The organism is Oerskovia gallyi, assembly GCF_014836745.1.
GTDB lineage: Bacteria > Actinomycetota > Actinomycetes > Actinomycetales > Cellulomonadaceae > Oerskovia > Oerskovia paurometabola.
The window spans coordinates 196,292-219,271 of record NZ_JACSQE010000004.1 but is presented as its reverse complement, the minus strand read 5'-3'; the positions used below and the strand labels follow the sequence as shown (position 1 = coordinate 219,271).

Below are 22,980 nucleotides of genomic sequence, written 5' to 3'. Positions count from 1 at the left end.
GCACGCGCAGGAGGCGACGAGCCCGGTGAGGGGAGCCCGTGGCCCGGCCCTGCCCGACGGCGGAGCGGGCCCTCGCACGCACGGTGGGCTCCGGCGTCGGGCCCGGAACCGCCCGGCGGTTGACACCTTCCGAGGGCGCGTGCAAGAGTGCCTCTCAATCCGGAAACGTTTCCAGAGTGTTTCGCACCGCTGCGTTGGAAACGTTTCCAAATCGAGATCTTCCGCACCACCTTCGACGGAGAGGGCAGGAACCGATGGCACCACGTGCAACGTTGAACGAGGTCGCCGAGCGCGCAGGGGTGTCGCTCGCCTCGACCTCCCGAGCGCTGCACGGCTCCGGCGCGAGCAAGGCCATGGTCGAGCGCGTGCGCGCCGCCGCCGACGAGCTCGGGTACAGCCCGGACGCCGTCGGCCGCTCCCTGCGCATGCGCCGCACGTTCCAGATCGCCTTCGCGGTCGCCGACATCGGCAACCAGGTCTACGTCGAGATGATGTCCGCGATCCACGCGGTCATCGCGCCCTACGGCTACCGGGTCGTCGTGACGACCACGGGCGACACGGCGGAGTCCACCACGGACCTCGTGCGCAGCCTCGCGAACGGCATGGTCGACGGGATCGTCCTGAGCCCCCTGCGCATGAGCGAGGAGCTCGTCCGCGCGATCCACGAGTCCGCGGTGCCGGTCGTCGTGATCGGCCGGTCGCTCGGCGCCCACGGCATCGACTCGGTGTCGACCGACTCGGCAGGCGGGATCGGCCAGGCCGTGACCCACCTGCTCGATATCGGCCGCCGCCGCATCGCGTTCCTCAACGGCCCCCTCGACACGACCCCCGGCGAGGCCCGCCAGCGCGGCTTCGACGCCGCCGTCGCCGCCCCGGGGTTCGCCGCCGAGCACGTCGACGTCGAGATCGCCGAGGACTTCACGGTCGCCGCCGGCCTCGCCGCCACGCGCACGCTCATCGAGCGCAACGCCGCCCGCGGCGGTCTCGACGCGATCGTCGCGGCCAACGACCTGCTCGCCATCGGCGCGATGCACGCGGCCCGCCAGAGCGGCCTCGACGTCCCCACCGACCTCGCCGTGACCGGCATGGACGACACCGAGATCGGCCGTGTCTTCTACCCGAGCCTCACGAGCGTCTCCCTGGGGTCCGCCGAACGTGGTCGGCGGGCCGCCCAGCTCCTGCTCGGACTGGTCGAGGGCAGCGACCAGGAGACCCGGCACGTGGACGTGGGGCCGACCCTCCTCGTCCGCGAATCCACCCGACCGACCGACGCACTCGACGGAGAGAAGTCATGACAGCCCCCACCGTGGAGGCCGGCCCCCGACCGACCGCCCCCGCACCCCAGCGGCAGAAGCCGCGCCGGACCGGAGGGATGGCCCGCTCGAAGCGGCGCGAGGCCGTCGCCCTCGTCATCCCGTCGCTGCTGCCCATCCTCGTCCTGAGCGTCGCGCCCCTCCTGGTCGGCGTCGGCCTCGCGTTCACCGACGCCCGCCTCGTGCGCAACCCCGAGTACGCGTTCGTCGGGATGGACAACTTCGTCCGGCTCGCCGACAACTCCTTCTTCTGGGACTCGTTCCGCATCGGCATGATCTGGGCCGTGTCCGTGACGCTGCTCCAGCTCGTCGCGGCCATGGGCCTCGCGCTCCTGCTCAACTCCGACCTCAAGCTCCAGGGCCTGACCCGCGTGCTCGCGCTCATCCCGTGGGCCATGCCGCCCGTGGTCGTCGCGATCATGTGGCGGATGATCTACTCGCCCAACGCGGGGCCGCTCAACGCGTTCCTCGGCAGCGTGGGGCTGCCCGACGACATCAACTGGCTCGCGGACTTCTCGACCGCGCTGCCGGCAGTGATCGTCGTGGGCATCTGGGTCGGCATGCCGCAGACCACCGTGACGCTGCTCGCCGGGCTCCAGCAGATCCCCGACGAGCTCCACGAGGCCGCGGCGATCGACGGCGCGAACGCCTGGCGCCGCTTCACCGCGGTCACGCTCCCGAGCCTGCGCCCGATCATCACGTCGATCACCTCGCTCAACTTCATCTGGAACTTCAACTCGTTCTCCCTGGTCTACGTGCTGACCGAGGGCGGACCGGGCGGCCGCACCATGCTGCCGATGCTCTACACGTACCTCGAGGCGTTCAAGAACAGGAACATCGGCTACGCGGCCGCCATGGGCGTCGTGCTCGTGGTCGTCGTCGTCCTCCTGCTCGCGATCTACCTGTGGTCCCAGTTCCGCCAAGACCGCGACAGCACGGGGAAGTGATCTGATGCGTCATCTCGTCCGGCCCGCCCAGTACGTGGCACTGGCCTTCTACATCGTCTTCCTCGGCTTCCCGCTGCTGTGGCTCATCTCGGCGTCGCTCAAGTCGTCGGGAGAGCTCAACTCGCTCAGCGTGAGCCTGATCCCGCAGGACATCGAGCTCGGCAACTACTCGGCCGCGCTCGAACGCCAGGGACTCGTGCGCTCGGCGTGGAACTCCGCGATCGTCGCGCTCGTCTCGACCGCGCTCGTGCTCCTCATCGCGCTGCCCGGCGCGTACGTCCTCGCCCGGCTCAAGGGCCTGGTCCGCGGCATGGGCGTCGGGTGGATCCTGGTCAGCCAGGTCTTCCCCGTCATCCTCATCATCCTGCCGCTGTTCCTCATCCTGCGGACCATCGGCCTGACCGACAGCCTGGTCGGCCTGACCCTGGTGCACACGACGTACACGCTGCCGTTCGCACTGTGGATGCTGCAGGGCTACGTGAGCTCGATCCCGATCGAGCTCGAGGAGGCGGGCTCGATGGACGGCGCGAGCCGCCTGACGGTGCTCCGCCAGATCGTCTTCCCGCTCCTCATGCCGGGCGTCGTCGCGACCGCGATGTTCAGCTTCGTGTCGTCGTGGAACGAGTTCTTCTTCGCGCTCGTGCTGCTCCAGTCGCCCGAGAACTACACGCTGCCGATCACGCTCAAGATGTTCATCGGCGGCGAGGGCAAGGTCGCCCTCGGCCCGCTCGCGGCGGGCGCCGTGCTGGCCGCGATCCCGAGCATCGTCTTCTTCTCGATCATGCAGAAAAGGCTCACCGGCGGACTCCTGTCCGGTGCCGTCAAGGGGTGAGCGCAGTGCGCCCCCGCCTCGACGGAACCCGTCCCACCCACCCCACCCGCACGACCCCCACGCCTCAGAAAGGCAGACACATGAAGACTCGTGGTGCGTCCATCGCCGCATGCCTCACGATCGGCACCCTGTTCCTCACCGCTTGCGGAAGCGGCGGAGACAGCGACGCCGGTGGAGACTCCGGCCCGATCACGCTGAAGTTCCAGTCGCTGTCCGACCAGCCCGCGGCCATCGCCGCGACCGAGAGCATCGTCTCCGACTGGAACGAGGCCAACCCCGACGTCCAGGTCGAGATCGTCCCCGCAGGGTGGGACGGCATCTACGACAAGCTCATCACGCAGTTCAACGGTGGTGCGGCGCCGGACATCATCCACTACGAGGCCGCGAGCATCGTGCCCTTCGCAGCGGACGGCTACCTGGCCGACCTCTCCGAGTACATGTCCGACGAGTTCCGCGCGGACGTCCCCGAGGGCATCCTCGACGCGGTCACGGTCGACGACAAGGTCATCGCGTACCCCACCGAGCTCCAGTCCTACATGGTGTTCGCGAACAAGACGCTGCTCGACGCCGCAGGTGTCGCGATCCCCACGGGCGAGACCATGACGTGGGACGAGATGCGCGCGATCGCGCAGGCCACGACCAAGGACGGCACGTACGGCCTGGGCTGGGGGCTCAAGAGCCCCACCGCCGCGTACATGTCCTTCGCGCCGGGCTTCGGCGGCACCTACTTCGAGGGCAGCGGCGCGGACGCCACGCTGACGGTCGGCGAGGGCGAGATGGCCGTGCCGAACCTCGTGGACGCCATGGCGTTCGAAGACAAGTCGATCCTGCCCGTGACCCTGAGCCAGACCGGTTCGGAGACGCTCGCGACGTTCTACGCCGGGCAGGTCGCCATGACGATCCAGGGCTCGTTCCAGGCCGCGAACATCGCGACCGACGCCCCCGAGGGCTTCGACTGGATCGTGCTCCCGCCGCTCGAGGGGTCGGAGGGCGCCCAGCAGGCCGCCAACCCGCAGACCCTGTCCGTGAACATCGACTCCGAGCACGTCGAGGAGTCCGCGGAGTTCATCGAGTTCTTCACGCAGACCGACAACCTGGCCGCCCTCAACGAGGCCGACGCCCTCATCCCCGCGACGACGTCCGCGCAGGAGGCCCTCGCGGCCAAGCTCGGCACCGAGAACGGCTGGGACGTCATCCTCTCCTCGGGCCAGCACCTCGTGTCCGCGCCGTACCTCTTCGTCGACGCCTACGCGCAGTGGAAGGACACGGTCGCGACGCCGGCCTACCAGCGCTTCCTCGCGCAGGAGATCGACGCCGACGGCGTGGCGACCGAGCTGACGGCCGGCTGGGAAGAGATCACCAAGTAGTAGAACCCGTGCGGGCGGCCGGGCAGACCGGCCGTCCGCACGGACGACGACCACGGGTGGCCGCGAGTCGCCCGGACGCAGAACGACGAACGACAGGGAGTGACCTCGTGAGCTGGCTGGACGAGAAGGCAGTGGCGGTGATCACCGGCGCAGCCGTCGGCGACGCGCTGGGTGGGGCGACCGAGGGGTGGACCCCGGAGCAGATCGAGGAGCGCCACGGCGGACGGGTCACGGGCATCGTCGGGCCGTTCTACCCGAACTGGCAGGACGCCCGCCCCATCGCGCCGTACCACAAGGGCGACGGCCACATCACGGACGACACCCTCATGACGCAGGCGCTCGTCGAGGTCTACGCCAAGCGCCGCGCGCACCTCGACGCGTACGCCGTGGCCGAGGACCTGGTCCCGCTCATGATCGGCGAGCCCCGCTGGATCCCCGAGCTCGAGTCGACCGCCCTGCTGCTGCAGCGTGTGTTCCTCGCGGAGAAGTGGATCGTCGCGCGCCTCCACTACGGGCACGTCGACCCGCGCGAGGCGGGCGTCGGGAACATCGTCAACTGCGGCGCGGCCATGTACGTGGCCCCCGTGGGGCTGGCCAACGCGGGCGACCCGCGCGGCGCGTACGCCGAGGCGATCGACCTGACCGGCGCCCATCAGGCGAGCTACGGCCGTGAGGCCGCGGGCGTGTTCGCCGCCATGGTCGCGGCGGCGGTCGCGCCCGGAGCGAGCGTCGAGGACGTCGTGGCCGCCGCGCTCGACGTCGCGCACGACGGGACGTTCGCCGCGCTGCGCGCGGTCGTCGATGCGTTCGACGGCTGGACCACGGTCCCCACGACCGACGAGGAGGAGCGCGCCCTGGCGCGCACGATCCGTGAGGTCGTGGCGCCCTTCGACTCGGTGGGCCCCGAGTACCGGCAGATGTCGATGGACGCCCGTCGCCCCTCGCGCACCAAGGCCATCGAGGAGCTGCCCGCCGCGCTCGGGTTCGTGCTGGGCCACCGCGGCGACTTCCGCGGTGCGGTGCTCGGTGCGGTCAACTACGGGCGCGACGCCGACTCGATCGCGGTCATGGCAGGGGCGATCACGGCCGGGCTCGGCGGGACCGAGGTCGTGCCGACCGAGTGGCTCGACGAGATCGAGCGCGCGAGCCGGACCGACGTCCGCGCGACCGGACGCCTCATGGGGCAGGTCGCGGGCGACATCCTGCGCGCCGACCGCGAGGCCGCGAAGGCTCGCCTCCTGGCCCTCGACGAGATCGAGGCCGCGACGGTGGGAGCCTCGGCGTGAGACTCACCTGGGCCCAGCCCGAGGACCTGCTCGCGCACGAGCTCGTCCAGTCGACCATCGAGGGCAAGGACGTCTCCGCGGTCGTCGCACGATGGACCGCGGCGGGCGGTGACGTCGTCCCGGCCGTGAGCGGCGCGGGCCCCGTGCCCGCGCCCCCGGCGCTCCGCGCCCTGGCGCGCGAGCTCCTCGACGAGCTCGACGCCCTGCCCGCAGCGCCGGCCCCGGCAGAGCCGGACGGGTGGGCGCAGATCGCCGCGCTGCTCCCGGCGCCCCCGGCTCTCCCCGCAGTGCCCGACGGCGAGCTCGCCCGCCGCGTGCACGGCGCCTGGACCGGGCGCTCGGCAGGGTGCCTGCTCGGCAAGCCCGTCGAGAAGATCCCGCGCCAGGGCATCGAGGAGATCCTGCGGGCGACGGGCCGCTGGCCCCTGGCCACGTGGTTCACGGCGGTCGGGCTCCCCGACGACGTCGCGGCGCGCTGGCCCTGGAACCGGCGCAGCGCCCCGACCTCGCTCGAGGAGAACATCGACGGGATGCCCGAGGACGACGACCTCAACTACCCGATCCTCGCGCTCGCCCTGCTCGAGAAGCACGGCACGGGCTTCACGACCGACGACGTCGCCCAGCTCTGGCTCGACAACCTGCCCGCGGGGCGCGTCTTCACCGCGGAGCGCGCGGCGTACCGCAACATCCTCGACGCGCGTCCCGTGCCCGAGACCGCGACGCACCAGAACCCGTTCCGCGAGTGGATCGGTGCGCTCATCCGCACCGACGTGCTCGGGTGGGTCGCCCCGGGAGACGTCCGGAGCGCGGCGTACCTCGCATGGGTCGACGCGCGCCTGAGCCACACGCGCAACGGCGTCTACGGCGCCATGTGGGCGGCTGCGCTCGCGTCGGCCTCGATGGTCTGCGCGAGCGTCGAGGACGTGCTCGACGCGGCGCACACCGTGCTGCCCCCGGACAGCCGGATCGCGCAGGCCGTCCGCCTGGGCCGCGAGGCCGCGCAGGACGGCGACGTGAGCGTCGGTCTCGACCGGATCCACGCTGCGTACGGGGACCTGCACTGGGTCCACGTGCTCAACAACGCGGCCGTGATCGCCTACGCCCTGACCAAGGGTGCGGGGGACTTCGGGTCGAGCGTCTCGATCGCGGTCACCGCGGGCTGGGACACCGACTCGGCCGCCGCGACCGTGGGCGGCGTCGTCGGGGCGCTGCTCGGGACCGACGGGATCGGGGAGCGGTGGACCGCGCCGCTCGACGGTCGCATCGCGACCTCGCTCCCCGGCGGGGAGCAGCGCATCGACGACCTCGCGGCGCGCACGGTGGCGCTGCGGCTCACGGAAGCGGTGGTCCCTGCGGCCGACACTGCCGACACTGCGAGGGCCGGCGCATGAGCCCCGACCCGAGCACGCACCGCCGGGGGAGCGTCGTCGTCGTCGGCTCGGCCAACGTCGACCTCGTGGTCGACGTCCCCCGGCACCCCGGCGGCGGCGAGACGATCCTCGGCGGCGACCTGCGCCGCAGCCCCGGCGGCAAGGGGGCCAACCAGGCCGTCGCCGCGGCCCGGGCGGGCGGCGCCGACACGACCTTCGTCGGAGCCCTCGGCCGCGACGAGTCGGGCGAGCTGCTGCTCGCCTCGCTCGATCGGGGGGGAGTGCGCACCGACCTCGTCGAGCGCACGACCGCCCCGACCGGCACCGCGCTCATCACGGTCTCGCCCGACGGCGAGAACGCGATCGTCGTCGCCCCGGGGGCGAACTCGCACGTGCGCATCGGCCCGGAGCAGGCCGAGCGGATCGGCGCGGCGGACGTCGTCCTGGCGCAGCTCGAGATCCCGCTCGACGTCGTCCTCGCCGCGGGTGCCGCTCGCAGGCCGGGGGCCGTGCTCGCGCTCAACGCCGCACCGTCGCGCGACCTGCCCGACGAGATGTGGGCCGCGCTCGACCTGCTGATCGTCAACGAGCACGAGGCGCGCGACCTCGCGGGGGAGGCCGCCGCCCCCACGGACCCCGTCGACGCCGCCGAGCACCTGGCCGCGACCCTGCTCGCCAGGGTGCCCGCCGTCGTCGTGACGCTCGGCGGTGCAGGGTGCCTGGTCGCCCAGCGTGGCTCGGCCCCCGTCCGTGTCCCGGCCCCGCGCGTCGACGCCGTCGACACGACCGGCGCGGGCGACACCTTCTGCGGCGTGCTCGCCGCCGCTCTCGCGGGCGGGTCCACCCTCGTGGACGCCGCCCGGACCGCCTCGTTCGCGGGCGCCCTGGCCGTGACCCGGCCCGGCGCCCAGGACGCCGTGCCCACGGCCGACGAGGTCACCACCTTCGCGCACTCGGAGCAGCAGCCATGAGCTACACGTTCGACCCGCTCGTCCCCCGTCCCATCGACCTCCCGACGGTCGTCCCGCTCGACGCCGCCACCGGTGCCACCGCCGACGCCACGCAGGACCTCGCCGCGCTCGACCAGGCGAAGATCTTCGCCGCGCCCGACGACCCGGCGCAGTGGGCCGCGTGGCGCGAGCGGCTCGAGGCGTGGCGCACCGACGCGCGCGAGCGCCACGGCTTCACGGGCGCCGTGTACGAGCGTCCCCAGGCCGCGTGGGCCGCGAGCTGCTTCACGATCGCGCAGGTCTGGCTGTGGGACGAGCTGCTCTACTCGTTCGAGGAGAACCGCTTCACGCCCGAACGCTTCCTGGCCGACGCGCGAGAGCGCTTCGCGGACCTCGACGCCGTGGTGCTGTGGCACGCGTACCCGGTGATCGGGATCGACGACCGCAACCAGTGGGACTTCTACCGCGACGTCCCGGGCCTCACGGGGCCGGGTGGCCTGGTCGCGACCCTGCACGCCGCAGGCCTGCACGTGTTCGTCGACTACAACCCGTGGGACACGGGCACGCGCCGCGGCGAGGACGACCTGACCGAGCTCGCCGCGGTCGTCGCGGACCTTCCCGCGGACGGCGTCTTCCTCGACACGCTCAAGAAGGCCGAGCCCGAGCTCGTCGAGCGGCTCGAGGCCGCCCGGCCGGGCATCGTGCTGGAGGGCGAGTCCAAGCTCGCGGTCGAGCGCATCGAGGACCACTCGTCGTCGTGGGCGCAGTTCTTCGCCGACTCGCCCGTGCCGGGCGTGCTGCGCGCGCACTGGTACGAGCGCCGCCACATGCAGCACCACGTGCGCCGCTGGAACCGCGACCACACCGACGAGCTGCAGTCCGCCTGGATCAACGGCGTGGGCGTCATGGTGTGGGAGGTCGTGTTCGGGGTGTGGGTCGGGTGGAGCGAGCGCGACGCCGCGACCCTGCGCCGCATGGTCACGGTCCAGCGCGCCGCCAAGGACCTGTTGCTCGACGGCGAGTGGACCCCGCTCACGGACCTCGCCCCCGAGGCGCGCGAGGCGGGCGTGCACGCGTCCCTCTTCTCGCACGAGGGCGTCTCGCTGTGGACGCTCGTCAACCGCAGCGAGCAGGACTACACGGGTCCGGTGCTCACCGGCGCGCCCGCCGGGCGCCTGATCGAACTGACCGGACCAGTGATCCCGGGGCGCGGCATCGCCGCGCTCGTGCACGTCGCCCCCGGCGCCGAGGAGCCCGACTGGCTCCCCGGCCTGGTCGAGGACATGCGCCGCCACGCGCCCAGCGCCGTCGCGCGGTTCCCGCACCGCCTCGCGCGCCGGATCGTGCCGGAGGTCCCGGCATCCTGGGCCGACGGCGCACCGACCCACGTCGAGGCCGGGCCGGGCCGGGACGCGGAGGTGAGCGCCGTCGTCGTGCCTGCGGGGCCCTACGTCCTGACCGTGCGCTACCGCGCCCGCGAGACCGGGATGTACCAGGGCGCGCCGTACGTCGAGGAGTGGAAGCCGCTCGCGCCGCGCCTGCACGACCCGCGCACGCTCCAGCGCGACGGCGAGCTCGCCGCTCCCGTCGCGGTCGCGGCGACCGAGGTCACCAACGCGCAGTTCGCGGCGTTCGTCGACGCCACGGGCTACCGGCCGGCCACCCGGCACCGGTTCCTCGCACACTGGGTGGACGGGCGACCGCCCGCGGGGCGCGAGGACGAGCCCGTGACGTTCGTCGACCTCGACGACGCGCGCGCCTACAGCGCGTGGCGCGGAGGCCGCCTCCCGAGCGAGGACGAGTGGCAGCTCGCGGGGGAGACGGGCGGCCTGCTGCGCGGCGCGCCCGTCGTGTGGAACTGGACGGAGAGCGAGCACAGCGACGGCCGCACGCGGTACGTCATGCTCAAGGGCGGTGCGGACCACGAGTCGACCGGTTCCGAGTGGTACTTCGACGGCGGCGTCCAGCGCCCCGAGTTCAGCGCCAAGCTGCTCCTGCCTGGTCTGGGCCTGGCGCGCAGCGCGAGCATCGGCTTCCGCTGCGCGTGGACCGTGGAGGTGACGGCATGACGGTCTCGCGCGACCCCCAGGACGGCGCGCTCGCGGGGCTCAAGGTCGTCGACGCCTCGACGCTCTTCGCGGGCCCCATGGCCGCGATGCACCTGGGCGACATGGGCGCCGACGTGATCAAGGTCGAGCACCCCACCAAGCCCGACCCCTCGCGCGGGCACGGCGCCTCGAAGGACGGCGTCAACCTCTGGTGGAAGACGCTCGGGCGCAACAAGCGCGCCGTGACCGTCAACCTGTCGAGCGACGGCGGGCGCGAGGTCTTCCTGGCGCTCGCAGCAGAGGCCGACGTCGTGATCGAGAACTTCCGTCCCGGGACGCTCGAACGCTGGGGCCTGGGCTACGACGAGCTCTCGGCGCACAACCCGCGCCTCGTGCTCGCGCGCATCAGCGGGTTCGGGCAGGTGGGGCCGTACCGGTCGCGGCCCGGGTTCGGGACGCTCGCCGAGGCCATGAGCGGGTTCGCGGCCATGACGGGCGAGGCGGACGGCCCGCCGACCCTGCCGCCGTTCGGCCTCGCGGACGGCGTCGCGTCGCTCGCGACCGCGTTCGCGGTCATGGTCGCGCTCCAGAGCCGTGAGCGCACGGGGCGCGGCCAGGTCGTCGACACCGCGATCATCGAGCCCATCCTCGCGATGCTCGGGCCCCAGATCACGCGGTGGGACCAGCTGCGGACCGTGCAGCCACGTACGGGCAACCGCTCGGCGAACAACGCGCCGCGCAACACGTACCGCACGAGCGACGGCCAGTGGGTCGCGGTCTCGACCTCGGCGCAGTCGATCGCCGAGCGCGTCATGCGCCTCGTCGGGCACCCCGAGGTCATCGACGAGCCGTGGTTCGCGGTGGGGGCCGAGCGCGCCCAGCACGCCGACGAGCTCGACGCGGCCGTGGGCGGGTGGATCGCGCAGCGCACGCGCGACGAGGTCGTGGCGGCGTTCGAGGAGGCGCAGGCCGCGGTCGCGCCCATCTACGACGCGCAGGACATCGTGGGCGACCCGCAGTTCCAGGCGCTCGGCACGCTCCACGAGATCGAGGACCCCGACCTCGGGCCCATGCTCATGCAGGGCCCGCTGTTCCGGCTCTCGGACCACGACGGCGTCATAGGGTTCACGGGCCGTGCGCACGGCGCCGACACCGACGAGGTGCTGGGCGAGCTGGGCTTCGACGCCGAGCGCGTCGCCGCGCTGCGGGAGGCGGGGGCCGTATGAGCACCCCGCCGCTCACGCTGCTCTACGCCCCGGGAGACCGGCCCGACCGCGTCGCCAAGGCGTTCGCGACGTCGGCCGACGTCGTGATCGTCGACCTCGAGGACGCGGTCGCACCGGCGGCCAAGGAGTCCGCACGCGCCTCGGCCGTCGCGCTGCTGGCCGAGGTCTCGCGCCGGGTCCAGGTGCGCGTCAACCAGCGCGGCACGCCCTGGCACGCCGACGACGTCGTGGCGGTCGCGATGCTGCCACGCGCCGTGGGGGCTCGCGTGCCCAAGGTCGAGTCGGCCGACGAGGTCCGGGACCTCGCCGCCGCGCTGCCCGGGCGCGACCTGCACCTGCTGATCGAGTCGGCGCTCGGGGTCGAGCGCGCGTTCGAGATCGCGTCCGCCTCGCCCCAGGTGGCGTCGGTCGGGCTGGGCGAGGCCGACCTGCGCTCGGACCTGCGCGTGGACGACGACGGCGCGCTGGCCTGGGTGCGCAGCCGCCTCGTGGTCGCGGCGCGGGCTGCGGGCCTGCCGTCGCCGTCCATGTCGGCGTACACGCACGTCAAGGACCTCGACGGGCTCGTGGCCTCGTGCCGCGCGGGCCGTGCGCTCGGCTTCCTGGGGCGCACCGCGATCCACCCCGTCCAGCTCGACCCCATCCGCGAGGCGTTCCTCCCGAGCACCGACGAGGTGTCGCGGGCGCGCGAGGTGCTCGACCGCGTCGGCACCGCGGCCGCGCGCGGGGTCGGGGCGATCGCGCTCCCCGACGGCACGTTCCTCGACGTCGCGATGGTCGAGCGCGCGCGCTCGGTCCTCGCGGTCGCAGGGGAGACCCGGCACTGACCCTGCACCACCCGTCCGCACGCACCGGGCCGGTCTGGCCCGCGCGGCCCCGATCACGCTTCTCAAAGGAGAGAACCATGACCACAGCACTCCCGGCGACGCCCCCGCGCGCGCCCCGCTCGCGACGGCGGATCGCCGCGCTCCTGGCCGGGGTGGTGGGAGCGGGCGGCGCCGTCGTCGGGCTCCCGCTCGCCGTGGCCGGACCTGTCGCGGCCGCCGAGCAGGGCACGCTCGTGCCCGGCAGCGCGCCCTCGGAGGCGCTCGGCGCGGGCGGCGCCGTCGACTACACGGTGTACCTCCCGCCGGGCTACGACGAGGACGCCGAGCAGCGCTACCCGACCGTCTACCTGCTGCACGGGCGCGGCGACACGCAGGCCGCGTGGCAGCGCGTCGCGACCGACCTCGACGAGCTCATCGGCACCGAGGCGATCCAGCCCCTGGTCGTGGTCATGCCCGACGCGCCCTGGAACGACCGGGGGAGCTGGTACACCGACTCGGCGTACGAGGGCGCTGACGGTGCTGGACCCGGCGGCGGCACCGGTGCCGGCTTCCAGGTCGAGACCGCGCTCACGCGCGACCTGGTCGGGCACGTCGACGCGACCTACCGGACCGTCGCCGACCGTGAGGCGCGCGCCGTCGGCGGCTACTCGATGGGAGGGGCCGGCGCGCTGCGCCTGACCCTCGCGCACCAGGACGAGTTCTCGGCGGGCATCGTGCTGAGCCCCGCGGTGTACGTCCCGCAGCCTCCTGCGGACTCCTCCGTCCGTGACCACGGGGGCTACGGCGTCGGGCACGAGCTGTTCTCGCCCGAGCGGTACACCGAGCTCTCGTACCCGGCGGCGCTCGCTGCGCTCGACCCGGCCCTGCCCGTGCACCTGTTCGTCGCGGTCGGTGACGACGAGTGGGCCAACCCCGACCCCGCCGAGGCCAGCCACGACATCGACTTCGAGTCCGCCCGGCTCTACAACACCGCGCGCCGCGTGCCAGGAGTGACGGCCGAGCTGCGGGTCATGAACGGCGGCCACGACTGGGACGTCTGGCAGCCCGCGTTCCGCGAGGCGATCGTCGACGTCTCCTCGCGTCTGCGCACCGAGCCCACCGTGCCGTGGGACGCCGAGCTGCTCGGCTCCGCGGGTGACGACCGTGCGGGCGGCATCCTCGCCACGCCCGACGGCGGCACGACCGTTGCCCTCAACCTCGCCGGGGCGTGGGCCGGGTCGCAGCCCGCGGGCGGCCTCGACGTCGTGCTCGCGCGCCGCGACGCGGACGGGGCGACCCAGTGGCAGCACCAGATCGCGACGGCCGCCGACGAGCGCGCGTACGGCGTGGTCGCCGGGCGCGCCGGGACGACGCTCGTCGCGGGGTACACCAAGGGCGACCTCGACGGGAAGCACCCGGGCTCGTCGCGCGACGACGGGTTCGTCGCGGCCGTGACCGCCGCGGGTGAGCGCGCGTGGACGCTCCAGACGGGCGACCCCGCCGCGGCCGACCGCTTCTACGCCGTCTCGTCCGACGGCGCGGGCGGCGCGTACGTCGCCGGGTACACGAGCGGGACCGTCCCTGGCGGGACGAGCGCGGGCGACAAGGACGCGATCGTCGGGCGCGTGTCGGCCGGTGGCGAGCTCCTGTGGCTGCGCCAGGTCGGCGGGCCGGGCGAGGACAAGGCGCTCGCCGTGGCCCCCGGGCCGGACGGGTCCGTGTACGTGGGCGGGGTCGCGGGGCAGGGCATGCCGGGCGCGCAGGGTGCCGGCGCCAACGACGGCTGGGTCGCGCGGTACGACGGCGCGGGCGAGCTCGTGTGGCTGCGCGGCGTCGCGACGTCGGCCAACGACCAGGTGAGCGGGCTCGTCGCGCGCGCCGACGGGTCGGTCGTCGCCGTGGGGCACACGCGCGGTGCGCTCGGCGGGGAGTCCGCGGGGGACAACGACGTGTTCGCGCGGGCGTTCGACGCGCGCGGCGAGGTCCTGTGGACGACGCAGACCGGCACGGCGACCGACGACCGCGGCGTGACCGGTGTCGCCGGGGCCGACGGCACGGTGCTCGTCGTGGGCACGACGTACGGTTCGCTGGGGACGCCCGTCGGCGGCGTGGACGTGTTCACGCTCGCGCTCGCGGCCGACGGCGCGCCCGGGGCCGTGACCCAGCTCGGGACGCGTGAGCGCGACGGGGCCGACGAGTGGGACGACGCGAACCTGTTCGCCGCGGCGGCCCCCGGGGCGGACGGCGTGTGGCTGAGCGGTCTGACGTTCGGGGCGCCGGCCGGTCTGGTGAACGCCGGGGCGGGGGACGTGTTCGTGACCCGGGTCGAGTTCGCGACCGGGCCGTCGGTGCCTTCGACCGAGGTCGTCGTCGAGGCGACGGCGCGCTGCGTCGGGGGCAGGGCGCAGGTCTCGGTGCGAGCTCTCAACGGCGGCGACCACCCCGTGGACGTCGCGGTGTCGACGCCGTTCGGGACCAAGAAGTTCACGGCCGTCGGGGCCGGGAAGAGCGCGCAGCAGACGTTCTCCGCCCGCGTGCCGGCGATCGAGGCGGGCGCGGCGACCGTGACGGTGAGCGAACCGTCGGGGCCGGTCGAGGTCCTCGCGCCGTACGCGGCGACGGACTGCGGGGCCTGACGCGGCGGGCCGTCCACATGCCTCGATCTCGGCAGGCTCTCCACAGGAGCGACCAGGCGTCACCGCGCGCCGCTGCGAGGACGACACAGTGGTCGGCGGGGCTCCGGTAGGCGCCGCTCGGCGGGAGCCGGGGGTGTTGTTTCGAGAATCACCAACAATTGTGGGCGATTCTCGAAACACCCCCCGCCCCCCCAGCGCAGCCCCAGCACCGTCTGTGTGCACACGCGGGCTACCACCACACCGCACGAGAGGGGAAGCCCGTGGACTGGAGCCGGCCAGTCTCGGCGGTCGTGCCTGGGCTCGAGGGCGCCGTCCTGCGGGGGCTCTGGGCTCGGCAGGACGACGAGCTGTCGGGAGCGCAGGTGCACCGGGTCGCGCACGCCGGTTCGTCGGAGGGCGTCCGCAAGGCGCTCACACGGCTCGTGCAGCAGGGGGTCGTGAGCCGTCGGGGCGCGGGGGCAGGCGCTTGGTACCGGATCAACACCGATCATGTGTGCTGGCCGGCGATCGAGGGGCTGTTCGAGGCACTCCATCCCCGCCGTGAGCTGCGACGTCGGGTCGAGAGCCTGCTGTGCGACGTCGTGCGGGACGACGAGGTCCGTGCGGAGATCGGCGTCGCGCTCGTCGGTTCGGCCGCGCGAGGGGACGGTGCCGCCGCCGACGACCTCGACCTGCTGGTCGTCGTCCCGGACGGCCTGGAAGGGTGGATCGCCGCGGAGCTGCTCGACCAGCTGTACCGCGACGTCCCGCGATGGACGGGGAACGACGCCGATGTCCACCTTGCGACGCCCCCACAGCTCGTCGCGTGGAGCCTCGGCGCCGCCCGGCCGGTGCTCGAACGATGGGCTCGTGACGCCGAACAGCTCTGTGGCCCACCGGTGCACACGCACCTGCCGCTCGTCGTCTGACGCCCGACGGCGGAGCGCACCTCCCAGGAGAAGGTGCGCCCCGCCGTCGGGCCGGGAACGAACGGCTCAGCAGGTGAGGTTCGAGCCCGTCGTCGTGCCCAGGATCTGCGCGAAGCGCTGGAACGCCGCGATGCGGCTCTGCACCTGCGCGGGGTTGCCACCGTTGCACTCGAGCGTGCCGTTGATCGACCGGATCGTCTCACCGAAGCCCGCGCCGCTGACGATGGCCTGGTGGCCCGACATGGTGCCCGGGCCCGACTGCGTGTTCCAGTACCAGAGGCCCGTCTTCCAGGCCACGGCCGGGTCGGTCTCGACCAGGTACGGGTTGTTCAGCAGGTCGATGCCCAGGGCGTCGCCCGCAGCCTTGTAGTTGTAGTTCCACGAGAGCTGGATGGGGCCCTTGCCGTAGTACGCGGACTGACCCGCGGGGCAGCCGTAGGACTTGCTCGTGTCGCAGTAGTGCGAGTAGTTCGCGGTGTTGCTCTCCTTGATGTAGACCAGGCCACCCGTCTCGTGGTTGATGTTCGCGAGGAACGCCGCAGCCTCACGCTTGGCGACCTCGCTGCCGCCCGACGTGGCGAACTGCGGGTACGCGCTGAGCGCCGCGACCAGGCCCTGGTACGTGTAGAACGGGTTCCGGTTGGGGAACATCTGGTTGAACTGGGCCTCGCTCACCACGAAGCTGCCCGTGCTGCCGCCGGTGCTGCCGCCGGTCGTCCCGCCCGTGGTGCCGCCGGTGGTGCCACCCGTGGTGCCGCCGGTCGAGCCGCAGGCGCCCTGGGAACGCCAGACGCCCCACTGGCCCGTGGTGCCCGGGGCCTCGCCCTGGGTCCACCACCCGGCCTTCCAGTTCTGGTTGTCCTTCGAGACGACTGCGCCGCCCGTGTAGACCGCGGACGAGGACCACGCCGGAGCGCACACCTCGGCAGCGGCCGCGCGGGGCGCGGGTCCGGCGATCGACCACGCGAGGGCCGTCGTCAGGAGAAGAGCAAGGAGGGCCAGCACCGTCGCTGGTCGTCGGATCGTTCGTGCCGTGAGCATGCACGTGCCTCTCGTCGATTACAGGGGACGTCTGCGAGCCTGGCGGGCGGTCCGCGGAATGGTCAACGCACGTAGGGGGTACTACGTAGGCGGAGTGGTGAGCGCCGGACGGTGCTGCTGACGAGAAGACCCTTCCCTGATAGGTTCTGCTATCAGGAGTGGTGGCGGTGGCACAAGACGGTTCGTCCGACGTCGAGAAGGCCTTCGAGGCACACCTGGGGCGCGTGGCCCAGCGGGCAGATGCGGCACGGGAAGTGGCTCGTTCATCGCTCGTCCAGGTGGTCAGGCAGGCGACCGACCTGGGCTGGAGCCAACGGAAGATCGGTGCGGCGATCAGCCGGAGCCAACCCGAGGTCCACCGGCTGCAGCACATGGCCACGGAGAGCGTGGACGGCGCGGTCTCCACCGATCCCGAGTTCCCCGACGTCACCCTCCTTGACCGCGTCATGGAGGAGCGGGAGCGGGTGGTGCTCGCCGCGGCGCGGCACGGTGCGGCGAACGTCAGGCTCTTCGGGTCCGTTGCGCGCGGGAACGACACTGCGGAGTCCGACGTCGACCTCCTGGTCGACTTGGACCCGCACGTCGGGCTCTTCGCGTTGGGGGCGCTCGAGATCGAGCTTGCGACGATCCTGGGTCGTCCGGTCGACGTCGTCCCAGCGCACACGCTCCGCCCCGAGGTCGCGGCGACGATCGAGTCGATCCCCCTGTGAGACGCGGGGATCGTGAGCGCGCACTCGATGCCCTGCATCACGTCGCCGTGCTCCGGGGTCACGTGGCAGGACGGTCGCTCGACGACCAGCTCGTCGTCGACGCCGTCTGTCTCCGTCTGCGCTGCGGACGGTCGAGCCGCAGCCCAGTGCACCGAGTAGTCTTCCCGATCGTTCGGGCTGACGACGATCGAGCCCGTCGACGAGGCAGGGGGCTTCGATGGAGGATCCAGGGACGGCACCGAAGGCAAACCGGATCAGGCGACACCTGAGTTGGGTGGTGCCGCTCGCGCTGGCGCCCGTCGCGTACGTTGGCTGCCTGGTGGCCTACAACGCGATCGAGCAGGGTGAGCCTGCGGACGGCTCGACGCTGCTCGTCCTGCTCCTGCTCACCCTGGGGGCGGTCGTCGTACCGCTCGTCCTCATCGTCATCGCGATCGTCAACGCCTCCGCGACGTATCGAGATCACCGGCGTGGCACGGGACGTCTCAACGCGGCCGAGCTCGTCGACATCCGCCGACGCGACGCTTCATCCCGCGCGTGGCGGGACGCTCAGGTGCTGCGCAGCCAGCTCCTCGCACACGAGGTACCTGCGACCTTGAGCGTCTGGGACGTCGTCCCGTACGCGAACGAGGAGTTCTTCTGCGACGTGCCCATCGGTTACGCCAGGTATTACGGCATGGACGTGACCTACGCGCAGACCTCCGGCTTTTTCTACGGCCGCCCGTCCTTCGTCATCGCCGGCCTCGCTGCGACGGCCATCTCGAACGCCGCCCAGCGAAATGCCGCCCGGAACAGGGCGCGCGAACAGTGGCGGGAGCACTGCATCGGCAGACTCGTCGTGAGCAACCACCGACTCCTCCTGCAGGTGCGAGGCCGGTGGCTCACGTTCGACTACTCCACGATGACCGCGGTGTTCCCGGAGCCCGCGAGCTGGGGACTGGTCTGCCAGTTCTCCGGGGCCGAGCCACTCCTGCTCACCGGTGACCACGCACCGTTCGTGGCCGTCATGACCCTCTACCGGACCCACGGCGAACGAGCCCTGCGCGAGCATCCCGGTCTTGCGCCGCTCGCCGTCGGCGGCTGAGGGATGCGGCGCCCAGGAGCGCGGCCGCTTCGGAGGGGCTCGAGAATGCCCGCGGCGTTCGCGCACCCCTCCAGAGGTCCGTGTCGGCGGCGGCTGGGAAGGTGGGACTCGGGAGGCCCCGCACCGGGCGGGACCGGGAAGGTCGCCATGAGCTCACCGACGCAGTCCCGTACGTACCCGCACGGGGTGCCGTGCTGGGTCGACACCGAGCAGCCCGACGTCGACGCCGCCACCGCGTTCTACGGCGCCCTGTTCGGGTGGACGTTCACCGACAAGATGCCGCCCGACGCACCGGGGCGCTACGTCGTCGCCTCGCTCGACGGGCAGGACGTCGCGGCGATCGCCTCCCCACCCGACGGCGGTGACGCGCCACCCGAGTGGATCACCTACGTCGCGGTCGACGACATCGGTGTGACAGCCGGGGCTGTCGCGGCCGACGGCGGCGTGCTGCTCTCCGGCCCTGAGGTCGTCGGCCCACCCGGACGGATGGCCTCGGTCCAGGACCCGCAGGGCGCACGGTTCCGCCTGTGGCAGGCGGGCACGCGCCTCGGGGCGCAGCGCGTCAACGAGCCGGGGACCTGGAACTTCAGCAACCTCCTCACCCCGGACCCCGACCGCGCCCTCGACTTCTACGGTCCGCTGCTCGGGTGGGACCTCGACCCCGAGCTCGGCGCCGGGATGTTCCGCGTCCCCGGCTACGGCGACCACCTCGCACGGACCGTGGACCCTGGCATCCACGAGCGGCAGGAGTTCGCACCCCCGGGTTTTGCCGACGTCGCCGCGGGCGTCGCGGGCGTGTCCGGGCCGGCGCGCTGGGACGTGGCGTTCTCCGTCGCCGACCGGGACGAGAGCGCGGCCGCGGCCGAGCGGGCCGGCGGGGTCGTGCTGTCGACGTCGGAGAACGAATGGGTGCGCGAGGCCGTGGTGCGCGACCCGCAGGGAGCGGAGCTGACGCTGTCGCAGTTCGCGCCGCAGGAGTGGGGGTAGGAGGAAACGGCTCTACCGAGAGAACTGCTCGAAACGCCAGGCGAGGAGTTCTGGGCTCGGCCGGTCCGTACGACGGCGCGGGACTGCCAGACGCTGACCATGCATCTCTTGGAGACCGTGTTTGAGCATCGGTCCGTCGACCTCGTGGAGGAGGTCACGGTCGATCACCACCGTGTACTCAGGAGTGACGCCAAGCATGTTCTGGTCGTACGCCGCATGGTGGATCTTGCACAGGGCGAGTCCGTTGCTGACCGTGGGAGTCCCCAGCTCGTGACCGTCGGGGACGATGTGCGCGGCGTCGAGCAGGGACCCGTGCTTGAGTCGGCAGATTGCGCACTGTGTGTCGTACGCGACGAGGACACGGGTGCGGAACGCCGGCTGGTGAAGCCGTTGCCTTGCGAGACGGACCGCGTAGGCGCGTTGCGGCTCCGTGAGGTTCTTGACGTCAGGAAGGAAGGTGAACGACTCGTCCAGGGCGATGAGGAACGTGCTTTCCTCGGGATAGTCGTCGACGACGTACACAGGCATGACCGGCGTGTAAATGTTCTCCACTTCCTTGCGGAAGAGGATGAGAGGTAGCCCGGTCGTGATGGCTTGACGCAGTTTTCGGTTATCTCCTCCCCAGGGATCTCCCTTGCGATACGCGTAGTGCAAGAGTCCGTCCTCGGACTCGGCGTCGTCGTAGGGGCCGTCGACCGCGGCGACGATCGAGAGGGTGGAGGAGAACTCGCGGGGGTTTCGGATTCCCCGGGAGTAGTCGATGACAGGGAGCTTCCGACCGTCCAGGTGAAATTCGAGCAGCTCGGAGCGGTGGAGAAACCCGCCGTTCAGCTCGGCGCGCTGCGCCACCCATTCCATAATCCGCGCGCGCAGCACGGCCTCGACGGAGGAGTCCATGTGCAGAGCTCACCAGACCAGCGCCCGATACAGCAAACGCTGCCTGTGAAACTGGGGACCTCACGGTGTGGCGCTCCAAGGAGGCATCTCGGAGGCTGAGCGCGCAGTGCGGCATCCCGGCAACGGGATCGAACATGGGGGTGAACTCCCGTTCGAGGACCCGATGGCCCGCGACGTACCACCATCCTGACCTACCCAACACATCGATGGCGTCACCAGGGGAGAAAGACATGAAGGTACACACACCTGGAGGGGTGCATCTCCAGCGCCTCATCACCGTGCATGACCTCGAGCAGTACGGCGCATCCACCGATCGTGAACGCCTGGAGGTTCGCGCTTACCTCCGCTTTGTGGTCCGGGAATCGTCTCCTGGCAATGCGCGGGCAACGATTCCTGTCGTTGCGGGGTTCTTCGCCGTGACTGTCACCGTCCTCGTCTTCATCTCCGGTCGGATCGAGGGCGATCCTCAGGTCCTCGTCGACTCGGTCCTGCGACTCGGTATCGTCGTGCTGATCCTTCTGAGCCTTGGCGGTGCCACACTGGGCTTTGCGTGGCGCGAGGATCGCCGCAACGCGATCGCCACGGCCTGGCTCGCTGAGATCGAGGCGGCTGAGGCCAGGTTGGGCAGACCGGGAGAAGCCGCCACCCAACTTCCGCCCGGGGAGTCCCGCCAGCGCCGCCGGCGGTCCGTTCCTGCGCGATCGTCGCCCTGAAGGACGGCCGTGAGGGAAACGACGTGGGCGGTCGACGTGGGGAGGAGGACTTCTACCGGGACGCTGACTTTCCCTGGTCGGAGACCGTCCTTCAGGTCGTCCATGTCCCGCTCGACACCCCGATGGGGCACACCGTGCCGCACGTCGCGCCGGAAGCAGCGGACGGTTCCTGACGTCGGTGCCGACGGTCCGCTCCGCGCCGAATCCCGTGCCCGGAGAGGTCAGCCGACCGAGACCCGCCCCAGCAGCTCCTCGAACACCCGCTCGCTCACGACCGGGATCCCGTACCGCCGAGCGGTGCGCGCCTTGCCGGACAGCGAGTCCGGGTCGGCGGCGATGACGACGCGTGTGCGCTTGGTGACGTTCGGCCAGGGTGCGAGGCCGGCGGCCCGCGCCTCACGCTCCCAGTCCTCGCGCGGTAGTGTCATGGCCCCGGTCAGTACGATCTCGTCGCCGTGCGCCAGCGCGAACCGTGGCCTGTCGGCCACGGTCGCCACGGCCCCGACCGTCGGCTCGATCGTCATCGCGCCGTTCACGTCAGAGACCACGACGACCGTCGCACTGGCGCCTTCGGCCGGGGCCGCGCACGTCACGGCGGTCTCCCCGACACCGGCCGGCGCTGCCGCACGGCCGCCACTCGCACCCGCGCCGTCGCCGCCCCCCAGCCCGACGGCGCAGCTCGCCTCCGCGCCCGGGTGCGCTCCGGCGTCGGGAACCCCGGCGAGAACGGTAGGCGGCGCGCCCGGGCGCGCTCCGCCGTCGACCACGTCGACCCCCACGCCACGCCCCGCGCGCCCGACCGCCGCCGCGACGTCGTCGGCGTCCAGGCCGAGCTGGCCCGCGACCTCGTGGAGGTCGGCGACCTCGGCGTCGGACAGGACGCCGTCCAGCAGGGCCACCCGCGCGAGCGCGTCGAGGTACCCGTGGTGCAGCGACTCGACCTGCGCCCGGCTGAGCCCGGCCTCCTCGGCGGCGGCGAGCAGGGCGCCGCGCTCGGTGAAGGACACGTACCGGTCGAGCAGGGCGAGGTCGAGGAGCGCGAGGTAGTCGTCGGCCTGGGGTGGGAAGGGGACGCGGTCGAGGCGGTCGGACAGGCCGGACAGCCAGTGGCCGGTCGGGCGGCTCGCGCCGCGCAGCACGGGTGCGAACGCCCCGGAAGAGGGCAGCCACGGCCACGAGTGCGTCGCGGACGCGTCGTGCGCGACGTTCCAGAGCGGGTCGGTGTCGTCGAGCCCGAGGTAGTGCTCGAGGAGTCCCGCGGTGGCGCGGGCGTCCCCGAGGGCCGAGTGGGCGCCGTCGTGCACGACCCCGGCGAGCTCGCAGCAGATCGCGAGCCCGCGCGGCGCGGACGGCAGGAACGTCCCGGCGAGGCGCATGGTGCACAGGCACGCGAGCGGGTCGATCCCCACGGGCAGCCCGACGCGGCCGAACTCGGCGCGCAGGAACCGGGTGTCGAAGCTCGCGTTGTGCGCGACGATCACGCGCCCTTCGAGGAGGCGCGCGAGGTGCGGCGCGACGATGGCGAACGTGGGTGCGAGCCCGACGTCGGCCGCGCTGATGCCGTGCACGTGCTGGGGGCCGAGGTCGCGCTCGGGGTTGACGAGCGTGCACCACTCGTCCTGGACGCGGCCGGTGGCGTCGGTGAGGACGACGGCGACCTCGGCGATGCGGTCGTGCTGGCGGGGCGAGAACCCTGTGGTCTCGAGGTCGATCACGGCGAATCCGGGCACGGGGACAGCGTGCCAGGTCGGGGCTGCGGGGTGAAGTCCGCGCATAGGAGGCGTCGAGGGAGTTCTCGCCGAGCGAGACGCGCGAATCGTTTTTAACCTGGACGGACATACCAATTCATCGGGGGAGCC

At 72.4% G+C, this 22,980-nt stretch carries 19 protein-coding genes; 16 read left to right on the top strand and 3 right to left on the bottom strand.

Annotated elements, in window-relative coordinates:
• The first annotated feature begins 254 nt into the window (after positions 1-254).
• The 12 genes from H9640_RS06730 to H9640_RS06675 all read left to right on the top strand — a co-directional run bounded on the left by H9640_RS06730 (position 255) and on the right by H9640_RS06675 (position 15,689).
• Positions 255-1,295 (top strand): LacI family DNA-binding transcriptional regulator, encoded by a 1,041-nt coding sequence (locus H9640_RS06730; RefSeq protein ID WP_191789935.1) that lies wholly within the window; start codon positions 255-257, stop codon positions 1,293-1,295.
• Positions 1,292-2,260, top strand: coding sequence for a carbohydrate ABC transporter permease (locus tag H9640_RS06725; protein WP_191789934.1), 969 nt, complete (start codon positions 1,292-1,294; stop codon positions 2,258-2,260). Before H9640_RS06730 ends, H9640_RS06725 begins: the two co-directional genes overlap by 4 nt.
• Positions 2,261-2,264: 4 nt before the next feature.
• Positions 2,265-3,092: a carbohydrate ABC transporter permease gene (locus tag H9640_RS06720; protein WP_191789933.1), complete on the top strand. Its 828-nt coding sequence runs from the start codon at positions 2,265-2,267 to the stop codon at positions 3,090-3,092.
• Between the two features lie 80 nt (positions 3,093-3,172).
• Positions 3,173-4,459: an ABC transporter substrate-binding protein gene (locus H9640_RS06715; RefSeq protein ID WP_191789932.1), complete on the top strand. Its 1,287-nt coding sequence runs from the start codon at positions 3,173-3,175 to the stop codon at positions 4,457-4,459.
• Between the two features lie 107 nt (positions 4,460-4,566).
• Entirely contained in the window at positions 4,567-5,745 is a 1,179-nt protein-coding gene (locus H9640_RS06710; RefSeq protein WP_191789931.1) for an ADP-ribosylglycohydrolase family protein, read from the top strand.
• Positions 5,742-7,136, top strand: coding sequence for an ADP-ribosylglycohydrolase family protein (locus H9640_RS06705; protein WP_191789930.1), 1,395 nt, complete (start codon positions 5,742-5,744; stop codon positions 7,134-7,136). The genes H9640_RS06710 and H9640_RS06705 overlap by 4 nt, the downstream gene beginning before the upstream one ends.
• Positions 7,133-8,086, top strand: coding sequence for a ribokinase (locus H9640_RS06700; protein WP_191789929.1), 954 nt, complete (start codon positions 7,133-7,135; stop codon positions 8,084-8,086). The genes H9640_RS06705 and H9640_RS06700 overlap by 4 nt, the downstream gene beginning before the upstream one ends.
• Complete coding sequence (locus H9640_RS06695) at positions 8,083-10,134, top strand: SUMF1/EgtB/PvdO family nonheme iron enzyme (protein ID WP_191789928.1); 2,052 nt, start codon at positions 8,083-8,085, stop codon at positions 10,132-10,134. The genes H9640_RS06700 and H9640_RS06695 overlap by 4 nt, the downstream gene beginning before the upstream one ends.
• Positions 10,131-11,339: a CaiB/BaiF CoA transferase family protein gene (locus tag H9640_RS06690; protein WP_191789927.1), complete on the top strand. Its 1,209-nt coding sequence runs from the start codon at positions 10,131-10,133 to the stop codon at positions 11,337-11,339. Before H9640_RS06695 ends, H9640_RS06690 begins: the two co-directional genes overlap by 4 nt.
• Positions 11,336-12,166: an HpcH/HpaI aldolase/citrate lyase family protein gene (locus tag H9640_RS06685; protein ID WP_191789926.1), complete on the top strand. Its 831-nt coding sequence runs from the start codon at positions 11,336-11,338 to the stop codon at positions 12,164-12,166. The genes H9640_RS06690 and H9640_RS06685 overlap by 4 nt, the downstream gene beginning before the upstream one ends.
• Before the next feature lie 77 nt (positions 12,167-12,243).
• Positions 12,244-14,781, top strand: a complete 2,538-nt coding sequence (locus H9640_RS06680; protein ID WP_191789925.1) for an alpha/beta hydrolase-fold protein — start codon at positions 12,244-12,246, stop codon at positions 14,779-14,781.
• Between the two features lie 290 nt (positions 14,782-15,071).
• The gene (locus H9640_RS06675; protein ID WP_191789924.1) at positions 15,072-15,689 is read left to right on the top strand and encodes a nucleotidyltransferase domain-containing protein; all 618 of its coding nucleotides are present in this window, start codon (positions 15,072-15,074) and stop codon (positions 15,687-15,689) included.
• Between the two features lie 66 nt (positions 15,690-15,755).
• On the opposite strand, the gene H9640_RS06670 is transcribed toward H9640_RS06675, so the two are convergent.
• On the bottom strand, positions 15,756-16,730 hold the full coding sequence (locus H9640_RS06670) for a glycoside hydrolase family 19 protein (RefSeq protein ID WP_191789923.1): 975 nt from the start codon (positions 16,728-16,730) through the stop codon (positions 15,756-15,758).
• 167 nt (positions 16,731-16,897) lie between these two features.
• Between H9640_RS06670 and H9640_RS06665 the strand changes: the two genes are divergently transcribed.
• The 3 genes from H9640_RS06665 to H9640_RS06655 all read left to right on the top strand — a co-directional run bounded on the left by H9640_RS06665 (position 16,898) and on the right by H9640_RS06655 (position 19,511).
• On the top strand, positions 16,898-17,440 hold the full coding sequence (locus H9640_RS06665; protein ID WP_318243683.1) for a nucleotidyltransferase family protein: 543 nt from the start codon (positions 16,898-16,900) through the stop codon (positions 17,438-17,440).
• 277 nt (positions 17,441-17,717) lie between these two features.
• A complete protein-coding gene (locus H9640_RS06660; RefSeq protein ID WP_225226811.1) occupies positions 17,718-18,524 on the top strand; it encodes a hypothetical protein in 807 nt (268 codons plus the stop codon).
• A 147-nt stretch (positions 18,525-18,671) separates the two neighbouring features.
• Positions 18,672-19,511, top strand: coding sequence for a VOC family protein (locus H9640_RS06655; RefSeq protein WP_191789921.1), 840 nt, complete (start codon positions 18,672-18,674; stop codon positions 19,509-19,511).
• A 12-nt stretch (positions 19,512-19,523) separates the two neighbouring features.
• Here the strand turns inward: H9640_RS06655 and H9640_RS19095 are convergent, their stop codons facing one another.
• Positions 19,524-20,408 carry an HNH endonuclease gene (locus tag H9640_RS19095; RefSeq protein WP_225226810.1) on the bottom strand — a complete coding sequence of 295 codons (885 nt, stop codon included), beginning with the start codon at positions 20,406-20,408 and terminating at the stop codon, positions 19,524-19,526.
• A 230-nt stretch (positions 20,409-20,638) separates the two neighbouring features.
• On the opposite strand from H9640_RS19095, the gene H9640_RS06645 reads away from it, so the two are divergent.
• On the top strand, positions 20,639-21,121 hold the full coding sequence (locus tag H9640_RS06645) for a hypothetical protein (RefSeq protein WP_191789920.1): 483 nt from the start codon (positions 20,639-20,641) through the stop codon (positions 21,119-21,121).
• 221 nt (positions 21,122-21,342) lie between these two features.
• Here the strand turns inward: H9640_RS06645 and H9640_RS06640 are convergent, their stop codons facing one another.
• On the bottom strand, positions 21,343-22,851 hold the full coding sequence (locus tag H9640_RS06640; RefSeq protein WP_191789919.1) for an exonuclease domain-containing protein: 1,509 nt from the start codon (positions 22,849-22,851) through the stop codon (positions 21,343-21,345).
• Positions 22,852-22,980: the final 129 nt, after the last annotated feature.

Bases quoted from the DNA above. Each gene is read 5' to 3' on its own strand.
- H9640_RS06680 (WP_191789925.1), top strand. From the start codon at position 12,244: ATGACCACAGCACTCCCGGCGACGCCCCCGCGCGCGCCCCGCTCGCGA.
- H9640_RS06685 (WP_191789926.1), top strand. From the start codon at position 11,336: ATGAGCACCCCGCCGCTCACGCTGCTCTACGCCCCGGGAGACCGGCCC.
- H9640_RS06690 (WP_191789927.1), top strand. From the start codon at position 10,131: ATGACGGTCTCGCGCGACCCCCAGGACGGCGCGCTCGCGGGGCTCAAG.
- H9640_RS19095 (WP_225226810.1), bottom strand. From the start codon at position 20,408: ATGGACTCCTCCGTCGAGGCCGTGCTGCGCGCGCGGATTATGGAATGG.
- H9640_RS06645 (WP_191789920.1), top strand. From the start codon at position 20,639: ATGAAGGTACACACACCTGGAGGGGTGCATCTCCAGCGCCTCATCACC.
- H9640_RS06695 (WP_191789928.1), top strand. From the start codon at position 8,083: ATGAGCTACACGTTCGACCCGCTCGTCCCCCGTCCCATCGACCTCCCG.
- H9640_RS06730 (WP_191789935.1), top strand. From the start codon at position 255: ATGGCACCACGTGCAACGTTGAACGAGGTCGCCGAGCGCGCAGGGGTG.
- H9640_RS06670 (WP_191789923.1), bottom strand. From the start codon at position 16,730: ATGCTCACGGCACGAACGATCCGACGACCAGCGACGGTGCTGGCCCTC.
- H9640_RS06725 (WP_191789934.1), top strand. From the start codon at position 1,292: ATGACAGCCCCCACCGTGGAGGCCGGCCCCCGACCGACCGCCCCCGCA.
- H9640_RS06715 (WP_191789932.1), top strand. From the start codon at position 3,173: ATGAAGACTCGTGGTGCGTCCATCGCCGCATGCCTCACGATCGGCACC.
- H9640_RS06720 (WP_191789933.1), top strand. From the start codon at position 2,265: ATGCGTCATCTCGTCCGGCCCGCCCAGTACGTGGCACTGGCCTTCTAC.
- H9640_RS06655 (WP_191789921.1), top strand. From the start codon at position 18,672: ATGAGCTCACCGACGCAGTCCCGTACGTACCCGCACGGGGTGCCGTGC.
- H9640_RS06700 (WP_191789929.1), top strand. From the start codon at position 7,133: ATGAGCCCCGACCCGAGCACGCACCGCCGGGGGAGCGTCGTCGTCGTC.